Origin of the sequence: Hyphomicrobium sp., assembly GCF_019744875.1 — a bacterium.
Lineage (GTDB): Bacteria > Pseudomonadota > Alphaproteobacteria > Rhizobiales > Hyphomicrobiaceae > Hyphomicrobium_C.
The window spans coordinates 513,076-525,608 of the sequence record NZ_JAIETU010000005.1 but is presented as its reverse complement, the minus strand read 5'-3'; the positions used below and the strand labels follow the sequence as shown (position 1 = coordinate 525,608).

Annotated in this window: 12 protein-coding genes and 1 tRNA gene; 10 read left to right on the top strand and 3 right to left on the bottom strand. The window is 65.6% G+C overall.

The genetic code is table 11. From position 1 onward, the window contains the following. Positions 1–69: 69 nt before the first annotated feature. Both K2Y42_RS12445 and K2Y42_RS12440 read right to left on the bottom strand, forming a co-directional pair. Entirely contained in the window at positions 70–1,125 is a 1,056-nt protein-coding gene (locus K2Y42_RS12445) for a Fe(3+) ABC transporter substrate-binding protein (RefSeq protein WP_291152862.1), read from the bottom strand. Between the two features lie 196 nt (positions 1,126–1,321). Beyond that, a complete protein-coding gene (locus K2Y42_RS12440) occupies positions 1,322–2,578 on the bottom strand; it encodes a HAMP domain-containing sensor histidine kinase (RefSeq protein ID WP_291152859.1) in 1,257 nt (418 codons plus the stop codon). A 297-nt stretch (positions 2,579–2,875) separates the two neighbouring features. On the opposite strand from K2Y42_RS12440, the gene K2Y42_RS12435 reads away from it, so the two are divergent. After that, a tRNA-His gene (locus K2Y42_RS12435) sits at positions 2,876–2,952 on the top strand. Between the two features lie 426 nt (positions 2,953–3,378). Here the strand turns inward: K2Y42_RS12435 and K2Y42_RS21270 are convergent. Next, positions 3,379–3,771, bottom strand: a complete 393-nt coding sequence (locus tag K2Y42_RS21270; protein WP_366512392.1) for a hypothetical protein — start codon at positions 3,769–3,771, stop codon at positions 3,379–3,381. A gap of 43 nt (positions 3,772–3,814) precedes the next feature. Between K2Y42_RS21270 and exbB the strand changes: the two genes are divergently transcribed. From exbB to K2Y42_RS12390, 9 genes are all read left to right on the top strand, one after another. After that, on the top strand, positions 3,815–4,480 hold the full coding sequence (exbB, locus tag K2Y42_RS21265; RefSeq protein WP_366512391.1) for a tonB-system energizer ExbB: 666 nt from the start codon (positions 3,815–3,817) through the stop codon (positions 4,478–4,480). Between the two features lie 20 nt (positions 4,481–4,500). Continuing rightward, entirely contained in the window at positions 4,501–4,947 is a 447-nt protein-coding gene (gene exbD, locus K2Y42_RS12425; RefSeq protein WP_291152857.1) for a TonB system transport protein ExbD, read from the top strand. Then, positions 4,944–5,747, top strand: a complete 804-nt coding sequence (locus K2Y42_RS12420; protein ID WP_291152855.1) for an energy transducer TonB — start codon at positions 4,944–4,946, stop codon at positions 5,745–5,747. Before exbD ends, K2Y42_RS12420 begins: the two co-directional genes overlap by 4 nt. A 175-nt stretch (positions 5,748–5,922) precedes the next feature. Continuing rightward, on the top strand, positions 5,923–8,334 hold the full coding sequence (locus K2Y42_RS12415) for a TonB-dependent receptor (protein WP_291152852.1): 2,412 nt from the start codon (positions 5,923–5,925) through the stop codon (positions 8,332–8,334). A gap of 239 nt (positions 8,335–8,573) precedes the next feature. Beyond that, positions 8,574–9,368 carry a tetratricopeptide repeat protein gene (locus K2Y42_RS12410; RefSeq protein WP_291152850.1) on the top strand — a complete coding sequence of 265 codons (795 nt, stop codon included), beginning with the start codon at positions 8,574–8,576 and terminating at the stop codon, positions 9,366–9,368. Further along, positions 9,365–10,018, top strand: a complete 654-nt coding sequence (locus K2Y42_RS12405; protein ID WP_291152849.1) for a PepSY-associated TM helix domain-containing protein — start codon at positions 9,365–9,367, stop codon at positions 10,016–10,018. The genes K2Y42_RS12410 and K2Y42_RS12405 overlap by 4 nt, the downstream gene beginning before the upstream one ends. A gap of 39 nt (positions 10,019–10,057) precedes the next feature. Then, on the top strand, positions 10,058–10,570 hold the full coding sequence (locus tag K2Y42_RS12400) for a DUF2271 domain-containing protein (RefSeq protein WP_291152847.1): 513 nt from the start codon (positions 10,058–10,060) through the stop codon (positions 10,568–10,570). 22 nt (positions 10,571–10,592) lie between these two features. After that, positions 10,593–11,411 carry a DUF4198 domain-containing protein gene (locus tag K2Y42_RS12395; protein WP_291152845.1) on the top strand — a complete coding sequence of 273 codons (819 nt, stop codon included), beginning with the start codon at positions 10,593–10,595 and terminating at the stop codon, positions 11,409–11,411. Further along, entirely contained in the window at positions 11,408–12,478 is a 1,071-nt protein-coding gene (locus tag K2Y42_RS12390; protein WP_291152842.1) for an FAD:protein FMN transferase, read from the top strand. The genes K2Y42_RS12395 and K2Y42_RS12390 overlap by 4 nt, the downstream gene beginning before the upstream one ends. The last annotated feature ends 55 nt before the right edge of the window (positions 12,479–12,533 follow it).

The window sequence follows — 12,533 nt, the reverse complement described above, 5'->3', positions numbered from 1 at the left end:
CGGCGGAAAAGGCGAAGGGAGCGGCGCGCGCGCCGCTCCCTTCGGGACAGGTTGAGACGAAGACGTGTCTTACGAGCTCGGGCCGGCGTCGAAGCGCACCTTGTCGACGAGTTCGGAGGCCTTCTTGCGCAGCGCCGCGAGGTCGGAGAGCAGGATCGGATCGGCCTTCAGCTCGCCCCAGCTCTTGACCAGCTCGGACGGCTTCGCCGAGGCGATCACGGGATACTCGCCATTCGCTTCGGCGTAGATTTCCTGCGCCTCATGCGACACGAAGAATTCCATGAGCTTGGCGGCGTTGTCGCGATGCGGGGCATGGGCCGCCAGCGCCGCGCCGGAAATGTTGATGTGCGTGCCGCGGTCGGCGGCATTCGGGAACAGCATCTTGACCGAGTCCGCCCAGACCTTCTGCTCCGGGTTTTTCAGCATTGCCGCCATGTAGTAGGTGTTGCCGACGGCCAGATCGCAAAGCCCGGCTTGCACGTCGCGCACGCCTTCACGGTCGCCGCCGGCGGGCTTGCGGGCAAGGTTGTCGCGCAGGCCGATCAGCCAGGCTTCCGCTTTCTCTTCGCCGAGATGGGCGATCATCGAGGCGATCAGCGCGATGTTGTAGGTGTGCTGGCCCGAACGGATGCAGATCTTGCCCTTCCACTTGGGGTCCGCCAGCTCCTCGTAGGTGATGGCGTTCTGGGCCACGCGATCCTTGGACGCGTAGACGACGCGTGCGCGCCGCGTGAGCGCGAACCAGTGGTCTTCGGGATCGCGCAGGCTGGCGGGCACGGCGTCCTCGAGCGTCTTCGAGTTGAGCGCTTGCGTGACGCCTGCGGCCTTGGCCTGGATCAGCAGGCCCGATTCCGGGGTCAGCAGCAGATCGGCCGGGCTGTTGGCGCCCTCGGCAGACATCCGCTCGATCAGGCCATCCTTCGAATAGATGACATTGACCTTGATGCCGGTCTCTTTGCTGAACTGCTTCAGGATCGGATCGATCAGCCCCGGCTCGCGGTAGCTGTAGATGTTCACTTCGCCCTCGGCGTGCGCGGCGACGGACGGCAGGAGCGTGGCAGCGAGTGCGAGCACAGGCACGGCGAGCGCCGCGATCGCGCCGCGCAGATGAAGTGCGTGAGGCATGGTTTGAAGTCTCCAATAATCGGGGGTCAAGGCCCCGCTATCGGTCCCGCGCGCATGGGAGGTTTCGACACCGCCCGGCGGCAGAACGCTCCGCCCATAAAGCAGCGGCGGAAAACTACGTCAAGAAAGTCAACAATCGGTGATTCCCTCAGGATATTGAAGAAACTGTCACAATTGTCCGGCGGGTCGATCACGATCAGATCGGCACCACGCGATCCCGGCTGAAAACGATTGCGGCAGAGGTCCCGCTCCCCGGCGTGCTGTCGAGGGTGAACGCCGCGCCGTTGGCTCTGGCGAGGGAGACGACGAGCGGAAGGCCGATGCCATGTCCATGTCCGGTCGCGGTGCCAGGACCGGAGTGTGAGCCGGTGTGTGGGCGTTGCGAAGCGGCGCCGCGCACCAGGAGCTGGGCTTTTTCGCGCGTCATGCCCGAGCCCGTGTCGGACACCGCGATCTCGAAGGTGTTGTCGGCCCGCAGGCGCGCATGCACGTCGATCGTGCCGCCACGTGGCGTGTGCCTCAGCGCATTCGAGAACAGGTTGAGCACGATCTGGCGCACGGCCGTGGCGTCCGCGATGACACGCGGCAGACCGCGCACAGCGTGGAGCGTGAGCGCGACGCCCGCGTCCTGCGCCAGCGGCGCCAATTGGGAGAACAGCGCTTCGAGGACGCTCCGCATGTCGAGCTCGACGAAGTCGAGACCGGCCGCCGGGCCCTCGCCGGATGCGTCGCGGTCCAGCAGGCGATCGACCAGGCGCAAGGCGTGCAGCGCGCTGCCGTGAATGTCGGCGGCGTAACCGGCGTAGCGCGCGTTTCCGAGCGGCCCGAATCGCTCGTCCTTGATGATTTCGGATGCGGCCGAAATGGCTGCCAACGGCGTTTTGAGTTCGTGTGCCAGCGTTGCGAGATCAAGCGCAAGATCAGGCGTTACGAGATCCGGCATCGCGACGGCCGCGCCGGATGGATCGGATACCTCGGAGAACGCCGGTCCCCCTTCGCGGATGCGCCGCGCGATTTCCTTGAGGGTGGCGCCGTCGTCGCCCCGCAGGTTGGCGGAGCCTTGCGTGCGCACCGCTCGCTCCGCTGCGCCGCCCTCTGCGCTGGCTGCTACGATCGCTAGCGCCTGCGCGCCCGCGTGAAGGATCTGGACGCGGGCGCGGACTTTTTGCGCACCGCGAGGAGCCCAGAACGTCAGGGTCGCGGTCTTCGTATCGTCTGATGCGGCCGCCATCTCGCGCAGCTGAGACAGAGCAGGCGTCGCCGCGTCCAGCACGGGCGACGTGCCGTCCTCGGCCGGCAGTCCCAAGGATGCGCGCCCCCCGCTGTTCGCCGCCAGGATACGACCGCTGTCGACATCGATTGCCCAGGCGGCCGCGGGCCCGCTGGCGTCGAGCGCCGCGAGCACGGAGGGGGCAAGGTCGGCGCTGTACAGCGTGTGAGCGCGGCGTTTCATGCCGCAACCCTAGATCATGCCGCCGTCGGATCCTATCCTTTGCCGCAAGGGTTCGCTGCAAGGTTTTGATTTGAAATGGGTTTGCGAGTCCGCGGCATCTCGCGCGCCCCCTCGGCAGCGCTCGGCACGGAGCCTGGCGGAAACGGTCAGCCGTGTGGACCGGCAACCTTGGCAGGCCAGCACGATGAGGCCCGCGCGATGAGGGTTGCAGCCGGCAGGCGCGGCTTCTATAAGCACGTGCTTCGCCGCCTTCGCGACGCGGCCCGTTCGGGCACGCCTATCGCATCGGGCCGAAATGCCGCCTTAGCTCAGTTGGTTAGAGCGCTAGATTGTGGATCTAGAGGTCCCCTGTTCGAGCCAGGGAGGCGGTACCACGCGCCGGGTCGCGCCCGAGTGCCCGCTGATTTTTCCATCCCCAAGAGACCCGAGCGATGCGCACCGAGGTGCGGCACGCCATCTTTGGTCCTAGATCTTCCGTGAACGTTGCGGCATCGAGCGTAAAAGGCGCCCGATCGCGATGGGGAGAGGCGTGCGCGACACTGTTGCGCAGCCTCGAAGCGGAGCCATGGGCTATCCCGTTGAGACTTAATATTGACTAAGCTAGTATAGTTTCATTTATGGGGCTCGGCCGCGTAAGAACGCGGCGCGCGAATGAGCGCCAGAGCAGGTTCCGGACCGACCATGACATTGTTTAGATCTATTCTAGATCCGCTTCATCTGTCGCAGCGCGCCGTGCGCGGGGCGGTTGTTGCGGCGCTTGTCCTTTCGTCTGTGACGCAGCCGCTAACGGCCGCGCGCGCTCAGGACGCTACGCCTTCGCCGGAGGGGCCGACATCGACCCCTTCCGCTGCGACGCCTCCCGCGTCGACGACGCCCACCGCTACGGATGCGGCGCCGTCTTCGACCGAGACGCCTGCCGCGGCAGCGCCCACCCCGTCGGCTCCGGCCGCGACGGCTGAAACGCCGCCAGCCACGCCCACAACCACTCCGGCCGCTGACGCCGCAGCGCCTTCGGCCGCGCCCGCCGCTCCTCCGTCAACGGCCCCCACGGCATCGCCTTCGGCCGATGCCGCCGCCCCGTCGAGCGCACCCGCAACGCCGGTAGATCCGGCTGCGCAGGATCCCTCCGCGCAGGCGGTGCCGGCCGCGCCGGACGCCGCCGGCGCCGCGCCCACGCCCGTCGCCGAATCCAAGCCCGATACGTCTCACCTCCCGCGCGATCTGTCGCCGTGGGCCATGTTTATGGCCGCCGACATCGTCGTGAAGTCGGTGATGATCGGCCTCGCCTTTGCGTCCGTCGTGACGTGGACGGTGTGGCTCGCCAAATCGATCGAGCTGATGTGGGCGCGCCGTCGCCTGACGCGCGATGTCTCCGAGATCCACGCCGCCGCGAGCCTCGCCGAGGCGGCACAGCGCGTTGGCACCGGCAAGGGCGTCGTCGCAGGTCTCATCGAACTCGCCGCGCTCGAGCTGCGGTTGTCTGCGGACGTGCCCGACAAGGCCGGCATGAAGGAGCGCATTTCCTCGCGCCTGGATGGCTTGGCCTCCGCTGCGGGCCGCGGCATGAACAAGGGCACCGGCGTGCTCGCCACCATCGGCTCCACCGCGCCGTTCGTCGGCCTGTTCGGCACCGTCTGGGGCATCATGAACAGCTTCATCGGCATTTCCGAAGCACAGACGACGAACCTCGCCATCGTCGCGCCCGGCATCGCCGAAGCGCTTCTGGCAACGGCCATCGGCCTCGTTGCTGCCATCCCGGCGGTCATCATTTACAACCAGTTTGCGCGCTCGATCTCAGGCTACAAGGCGCTGATCGGTGAGGCGTCGGCCGAAGTCATGCGCCTCGTGTCTCGCGATCTCGATCGCGGGTTCAAGGTCAAAGCCGCCCGGGCAGCAGAGTAAGCGAACGCGAGGGTCGAGACATGGCTGGACGGTTGGACGACGGCGACGACCTGTCGGAGAACCACGAGATCAACGTCACGCCGTTCATCGACGTGATGCTCGTGCTTCTGATCATCTTCATGGTTGCCGCGCCGCTGTCGACGGTCGACGTGCCGGTCGATCTTCCGGTCGCGAGTGCCAAGCCGCAGCCCCGCCCCAACAAGCCGATCTACCTGACCGTCAAGGCGGACCTGTCGTTGGCGCTCGGCAATGACGCCATTCCGGGCGGACGCCTGGCGAGCACGCTCGACGGCGTGACGAGCTCGGACCGCACGCAGCGCATTTTCCTGCGTGCCGACAAGACCGTGCCCTACGGCGAGCTGATGCGCGTGATGAACCTGCTGCGCGCGGCCGGCTATCTCAAGGTAGCGCTGGTCGGTCTTGAAGATGCGCCCACTCCCCCGCCTCCTAAAGGCCCCACGCCATGACGACCGGCCTCGAATATCTGGAGTCGGACTGGCGCCGCATGCGCCGCTTCATGGCGGCGGGCGCGCTGGTGCTGTCGATGCACGTCGGCGGCGCTGCGGCTGCGCTCTGGCAATGGCCGGAGGAGCAGTACGAAGAGGAGCCGGAGGGCGCGATGGTGCTCGAGCTGGCTCCGATGGCGATTGCGCCGCCTGAGGAGCGCCAGGACCTGACGCCTGGCCCGCTCGCCGAGGATTCGACGCCGACGCCGCCGGTCGAAGAAATCAAGGAGAAGCGTCCGGAAGAACTCCCGCCCGTCGAGGAAGCGCCGCTTGCGCCGAACCCGGAGGTCGCGCTCGAGAAGGTGAAGCCCGTCGAGGAGCAGGAGAAGGAAGAAGAGGTCAAGCCGCAGGAGCTGGTGCAGGCGCAGGCCGTCGCATCCTCGCTCGCGAGCGCGCCGCCCAAGATCGAAGTCGCCATGCGCGACGTGAAGGCCGCTGCCCCTCTCCAGGGCACGTCACGCAAGCCCAACCAGGCGACGCTGTCGTGGCAGAAGGCTCTGCACCTCCATTTGAACCGCCACAAGCGCTACCCCAGCGAAGCCCGGAGCAACCGCGTGCAAGGCGTGGTGACGGTGACGTTCGCGATCGACAACGCCGGCAAGATTCTGAATAAGCGAGTGACCAAGGGCTCGGGCTCGGCGCTGCTCGATGCGGAAGCGCTCGAGATGCTTTCGCGGGCAAGCCCGCTTCCTGCACCTCCCGACCAAAGTGAGGCGGGCGTGCAGAATCTGTCGCTGCCAATCCAGTTCAACATCAAGTAGTGGCCGTACGGCCACGGCCTCGCCGGATGTGCCGCAGATAGCGGCCATACCGCCCGCTATAACTTGACACATAAAGTCATAATAGGATGAATGCCTCCGTAGATACACGGTAGCAAGGCAAGAGTGTGTACCCAGCCCGGTGTCGCGAAATTTTCACACTTTGGGGGAGTTCGACATGAGTTTGGGCGATGAGATGACGCGCGGCTGGACCCTTACGGGTCCAAATACCGAGGCGGGATCGTTGGGTGCAGTGTCTTTGGGTCTCGCGACCGTTTTGATGGCGTCAGGGGCTGGCGCACAGGAAAACAACAAGCAGGAAGCGACGCCGCTTCCCCCGCTCGAAGTGACAGCCAAGAAGTCGCCAGCCAAGAAGAAGGCGGTTCAGAAGACCTCTCCGACCCCGGTCGCCGCACCTGCCGCTCCGGCTCAGTCCGAGCAGAATGAAAAGCCGGACGTCAATCCGGACGCCGCGTTCACGCCGGGCTCCGGCAACTCGCTTGAAGCAGGCACTGGCATCGGTCGCTTGCCGGGCTCGGTGCAGGAGACGCCGCAGGTCGTCAACGTCATTGCGCAGCAGCAGCTTCGCGAGCAAAACACTTCATCAGTGGAACAGGTGCTGCGCAATGTGCCGGGCGTGACCGTCGCCATCGGCGAAGGCGGCGGCGGCTTCAACGGCGACCAGTTCCGCATTCGCGGCTTTGAAGCCAAGGGCGATCTCTACGTCGACGGGCTGCGCGACTTCGGCGTTTATGTACGCGACAGCTTCGCAACCGAAGAGGTGCAGGTTCTTAAGGGCCCCGCTTCCGAAAGCTTTGGCGCCGGCACAACGGGCGGCGTCATCAATCTCCGGCAGAAGACGGCACACTTGGGCGACTCGTCGAGCTTCGATTTTAGCGTCGGAACGGACAACCTGTATCGCGGCGTCATCGACATCAACAAGCAGGTGAACTCGACGACCGCCATGCGCGGCGTCGCGCTCTACCACAGCCAGGACATGGCGGATCGCGATCACGTCGAATCTGAGCGTTGGGGCTTCCTCGGCTCGATCGGCCTTGGCCTGGGCACGGACACGTCCTGGACCGTCAACTATCTGCATCAGTCCGGCGAGCGCACGCCCGACTACGGTGTGCCGAACATCATCGGCACCGGGCAGAGATACGGAGCGCCGGTCACCGAACTCGGCGTCGATCGGTCCACATTCTATGGCCGTATCGGCGATCACGACGAGACAGATGTCGACATCATCACGTCTAAACTGCAGCATCGCGTGAACAGCGGGTTGACGCTTTTCAATGACAGCCGCTTGGCCTTCTATCAGCGTGACTTCTCGACCACCGTACCGGGCTGCACCGGCGCTTGCGCTGACAACTTCCTTGGTGGCGGAAATCCCAATGTGAGCTTTGGCGGCGGCAATCCGACCATCATGCAGGAGTCCTGGGGCTTCCAGAACATTTCAAGCGCTCTTGCTCGCTTTCAAGCCGGTGGCCTGAAACATGAATTGGTCGCGGGCGTCGACGTGTTTTATCAAGAGGACGATCGGCCAGGGTACTCGCAGATCAACAAAGTTGCGAACAGCCCCATCCGCAATCCGGGCATCCGGTATTCCAATGGCTACGATATCATTCGCAATCCTGCCAATGATCGTAACAGCGACGGTACCGAGATCGGCGTGTTCGCGAGCGATCGGGTCTGGTTCACGCCGGAGGTGTCGGTTCTCGCAGGCGTTCGCTGGACGGACTTTGACTACAACTTCAATTTGCGCGGCGGCATACCGGCACCCGGTGTCACCCCTGCTACGCCAGTTGTGCCGATTGACGGAAGCTCGGAAGGTGACTTCTGGAGTCCGAAGGTTAGCTTGATCTGGGAGCCCTCAAGCTCGCAAACCTATTACGCATCTTGGTCGAGATCGGCTTCTCCCGTCGGACAATTCGTAACGAACTCGCTCAACCCGATCACCACCACGCTTCCGCAGAACGCCGTGGAGGAGAACGAGAGCTTCGAGTTGGGCGCGAAGTGGAGCGTGCTGAACGGCCGACTCGGCCTGACGGCCGCGGCGTTCCAGGTCGAGAAAAATGGCGTGATTGCACAGGATCCTGCCAATCCATTGGCGGTGATTCAAACGGGCGAATCTCAGCGTGTCCGCGGCGTCGAATTCGGCATCGCGGGGCAGGTGACCAGGGCGTGGGTCGTGCAGGCCGGTTACACCTATCTTGACGCTGAGATTACTGACTCGACCACCCAAGCAAACATCGGTCATGATATCGGCGGCGTGCCCGACAATGCCTTCAGCATCTGGACCACGTACAACCTGTCCGAGAGCATCATCTCCGGTCCCGGCAAGTGGACTATCGGCGGTGGCATCCTCTACCAGGCAGACATGTTCTCGGTGAACAACAGCGCCAACCAGTACGTGATCCCCGAGCTGTTCAGCCTCGACGCCATGATCGCCTACGAGATCGACGGCTGGCGCTTCGCCGTCAACGGCTACAACCTGACGGACGAGTTGAACTACGACCAGTCGTTCAACAACCGCGCCACGCCGGGCGCCGGAACGACCGCCGTCTTCTCGGTCGGCAAGAAGTTCTAATCCGATTGCCGTCGGCAAAAACAGCAGAAGGGTGCACTTCGCACCCTTCTGCGATTTGCGTTTAAGGCCCGGATCGGCCTGAGAGAAAGACCAAAGGGGCTCCCGCCCTCGCGCACGCGATCGCGAAACCGGGTCGCATGTGATTTATCTTGATTTTGTAGGTCATATATTGCTGATCTGCAGCGGCAAGACCGGGCACAGGGCCGGTTGGCCGCCACCAGACAGGCACAGACAGGCGCATGAGCGCGGAAGTCAGGATCGACGACGACTTTGAGCTTGCGGTCGCCGAACAAGGGGCGAAGTTCCGCACGCTCTATGTGCGCGTTCTGCCGCCCGAAAATGCGGTGTCCGACGGCCGCCCGGCGCACGAATGGCGCGATCGCGCTCTGCGCGGCTGCCTCGAGTCCCAGACCGCCTGGGGCATGAAGCTGCTCGAAGGCAGCGGCGTCGCGCGCGATCATGAGGCCGCCGCCCGCTGGTTCAAAATGGCCGCCACGCGCGGACACTCTGATGCTCTCAATATGCTGGGCCGCTGCTACGAGTTCGGCTGGGGCGTGCCGGTCGACGGCCGCGAAGCCGTGCGGTGCTATGGCCGCGCCGCCGACCAGGGCCACGCGTGGGGCGAGTTCAACCTAGCCTCGTTCTATGCCCAGGGGCGTTTCGTGCCGCCAGATGAGAAGCGGGCCCTGACGCTTCTGGTGCGCTCGGCGCGCCGCGGCAATCCCAAGGCGATGAACATGATCGGCCGCTACCGCGAGGAGCAAGGCGTGCCGCGCGTGCGCGACAGGTCGGCCGCGCTCTGGTATCGATGGGCGGCGGAACGCGGCTGCTTTCGCGGTGAATTCCACCACGGACGCTATCTCGTTGCCGAAGGACGCATCGCCGACGGAATTCGTTGGTTCGTTACGTCATTGAGCCACGCGCCGCAGGAATTCCGCGACGACGCCATGGCCTATCTCGGCGCCCATCCACACGCGCAAGTGCGCGCGATGGTGGCGGGCGTCGAAAAAAGCGTGCCGGGGGGCAGCCAGTGAACGTCAACGTCCGCGATGTGGCCGGTGAAAGGGCCGCCCGTTCCAACCGTCGCGCGCAGTTCATGCGCCAGCTGCGCCAATGGCATTGGATCAGCGGCGCCATCAGCCTCATCTCGATGTTGCTGTTCGCCATCACCGGCATCACGCTCAACCACTCGTCGTCGTTCGAATCCAAGGCAGCCACCACGACCGCCGAAGGCACGCTCCCGCAAGATGTCCTGACGGGCCTCGCCGCGGGGCCGAAAACCGGCCGCGCCGCCGTCTCTGCGGCCCTCGCGGCGGCCGTCCTCGCAGCCATCGGCGTCGATGTCGTCGGCCGCGAAGCCGAATGGTCGGACGGCGAGGTCTACGTGTCGCTCCCGCGGCCCGGCGGCGACGCGTGGGTTTCGATCGAGCGCGACACCGGCAAGATCACTTACGAGAAGACGGATCGCGGCTGGGTGTCCTACCTCAACGATCTGCACAAGGGCCGCCACACCGGACCCGCCTGGAGCCTGTTCATCGACGTCTTCGCGATCGTCAGCGTGGTCTTTTGCGTGACGGGTCTTCTGCTTCTCCAGATGTACGCGAACGGCCGCCCATCCACGTGGCCGGTCGTGGCCGCGGGGCTTGCGCTTCCCGTTCTGCTGGCCCTGTTTCTGATCCACTGACTGTTGAACCAATCACGTCATCCAACCACGAGGCGATCAATGCGCATTCTCCTGAGTTTCGGTCTGACCGGACTTGTCGCGGCCCCGGCGCTGGCGGCCGAGATGGAAATCTCGATCGAGGTCCCGAAGCTCGACGTGTCCGAGTACCATCGTCCCTATGTCGCCGTCTGGCTCGAAAAGCCCGACCAGAGCGTCGCCGCCAATCTTGCCGTCTGGTACGACGTCGCCAACGCCAAGAAGGAAGGCGACAAGTGGCTGAAGGATCTGCGCCAGTGGTGGCGCCGCGCCGGCCGTTCGCTCGCCGTGCCGGCCGACGGCCTGACCAGCGCCACGCGCGCGCCCGGCAGCCATGTCGTGAAGATTGACGCCGCACACGCCGCCTTGAAGGATTTGGCCCCCGGCGAATATCAGCTCATCGTCGAGGCGGCCCGCGAGGTCGGCGGCCGCGAGGTGGTGCGCATTCCTGTCCAGTGGCCGCCCGCGAAGGGCACCGCCCTCAACGCCAAGGGCGAGCACGAGCTTGGCACCGTCGCCGTCAACGTCACGCCCTGATCCGACCGAGGAGACCGAACCCATGAAGACCATTTTCCGCGCCGCGGCCGCCGCAGCACTCGCCGGCCTCGTCCCTCTGTCGGCCGCGCAGGCTCACAAGGCATGGCTGTTGCCGTCCTCGACCGTGCTGTCCGGCAAGGGCGACCTTGCGGTGACCGTGGACGCCGCCGCCTCGAACGACCTCTTCTACTTCGATCACCGCCCCATCCCCTTGCAGGGGCTTGTCGTCACGGCTCCCGGCGGCGCCGCCGTGACGCCCGAGAACACGAACACGGGCAAGTACCGCAGCACCTTCGATGTGCCGCTGAAAGACCCGGGCACCTATCGCATCGCGCTCGTCACCGACAGCCTGTTCGCCCGCTACAAGGAGAACGGAGAGCAGAAGCGCTGGCGCGGCAAGGCCGAGAACCTGGCGAAGGAAATTCCGGCCACCGCAACCGACGTCGTCGTGACCCAGGCGCAGCGCCGCCTCGAAACGTTTGTGTCCGTCGGCAATCCGGATGAGGCGGCGTTGAAGCCCGCCGGCGCGGGCCTCGAGCTGGTGCCCGTTACGCATCCGAACGATCTCGTCGCCAACGAGGAAGCCGAGTTCAAGCTCGTCATCGACGGCAAGCCCGCCGCGGGCGTGAAGGTCGAGATCGTGCGCGGCGGCATCCGCTACCGCAATCAGCTCGGCGACACGACCGTGACCAGCGACGCGAACGGCGCCTTCAAGTACAAGTGGCCCGAGGCCGGCATGTACTGGCTCGAAGCCTCCGTCACCGACGACAAGGCCACGGCCAACGAGGCCAAGGAGCGCCGGGCGACGTATTCCGCGACGTTCGAGGTGATGCCGGAGTGAGTTCGTCCGCGGCAAGAAAAGTGGATACGCAGCGCCGTCCCGCCGCCAGCGAGCGGCGCGTGCTGATCCCGACCGACGTCGCGCTGCCGCCGTCGTTCGCCGCGCTGCGCGTTCTCGAAATGAAAGAGCTTGGCGGCGAGACCATGGGCACGTCCTGGTCCGTCAAGCTCGCGGTGCCGGCAAGCGTGGATGTCGCCGCGCTTGCGAGCGGCATCGAGGACGTTCTCACGCGCATCGTCGGTGAGATGAGCCCGTGGGAAGCCGGCTCGCACCTGAGCCGGTTCAACTCCGCCCCCGCCGGCACGGCTCATCGCCTGCCGCCGGGGTTCTTCAAGGTGCTGTCTGCGGCGCTGCATTGGGCCAAAACGAGCAACGGCGCGTTTGATCCCACCGTCGGCGCGGCGGTCGGCGTATGGGGCTTCGGTCCCGGCGGCCGCCGCACGGATGTGCCCGGCAAGGCCGAGGTGGAAGCGGCACGCGCCGATCGGGGCTGGCGCAGCGTCACGCTCGATCGCCCGAACCGCACGGCCGTGCAGCCGGGAGGCGTTGCGCTGGACCTGTGCGCCATTGCCAAGGGCTATGCGGTCGATGAGGTGGCGAGGTTCCTGCGCGCGCAAGGCGTCGGCAACATGCTCGTCGAGATCGGCGGCGAGCTGCGCGGCGAAGGCCTGAAGCCCGACGGCGCGCCCTGGTGGATCGAGTTCGAGCGCCCGCGCGCAACGCTGCCTGGCGCGTCGGCGCTGCCGGAAACGCTGCTCGCGCTGACCGGACGCTCCGTTGCAACCTCGGGCGACGAGCGCCGCTATTTCGATCGCGGCGGACGCCGCTATGCGCACACCATCGATCCGCGCACCGGCGCCCCCGTCACGCATGATCTGGTGTCGGTCACAGTGATCGCCGAGACGTGCATGACAGCCGATGCCGCGGCGACGGCCCTCACCGTGCTCGGCCCCGACCTCGGGCCGGCATTCGCCGAGCGGCACGGGATCGCCGCCCGCTTTGTGCGGCATGACGGCGCGGCGCTGTTCGAGCAGATGAGCCCGGCAATGCGGGCTATGCTTGACTGACCAACACGGAAAAGCCACAGGTCCGCGCAAGATTATGGCGTCAAATTCACTTGAC

What these genes read in the sequence shown, in the direction of transcription:
- K2Y42_RS12445 (WP_291152862.1), bottom strand. Translation starts at nt 1,125, where the DNA reads ATGCCTCACGCACTTCATCTGCGCGGCGCGATCGCGGCGCTCGCCGTG.
- K2Y42_RS12440 (WP_291152859.1), bottom strand. Translation starts at nt 2,578, where the DNA reads ATGAAACGCCGCGCTCACACGCTGTACAGCGCCGACCTTGCCCCCTCC.
- exbB (WP_366512391.1), top strand. Translation starts at nt 3,815, where the DNA reads ATGTTTATGGCCGCCGACATCGTCGTGAAGTCGGTGATGATCGGCCTC.
- exbD (WP_291152857.1), top strand. Translation starts at nt 4,501, where the DNA reads ATGGCTGGACGGTTGGACGACGGCGACGACCTGTCGGAGAACCACGAG.
- K2Y42_RS12420 (WP_291152855.1), top strand. Translation starts at nt 4,944, where the DNA reads ATGACGACCGGCCTCGAATATCTGGAGTCGGACTGGCGCCGCATGCGC.
- K2Y42_RS12415 (WP_291152852.1), top strand. Translation starts at nt 5,923, where the DNA reads ATGAGTTTGGGCGATGAGATGACGCGCGGCTGGACCCTTACGGGTCCA.
- K2Y42_RS12410 (WP_291152850.1), top strand. Translation starts at nt 8,574, where the DNA reads ATGAGCGCGGAAGTCAGGATCGACGACGACTTTGAGCTTGCGGTCGCC.
- K2Y42_RS12400 (WP_291152847.1), top strand. Translation starts at nt 10,058, where the DNA reads ATGCGCATTCTCCTGAGTTTCGGTCTGACCGGACTTGTCGCGGCCCCG.
- K2Y42_RS12395 (WP_291152845.1), top strand. Translation starts at nt 10,593, where the DNA reads ATGAAGACCATTTTCCGCGCCGCGGCCGCCGCAGCACTCGCCGGCCTC.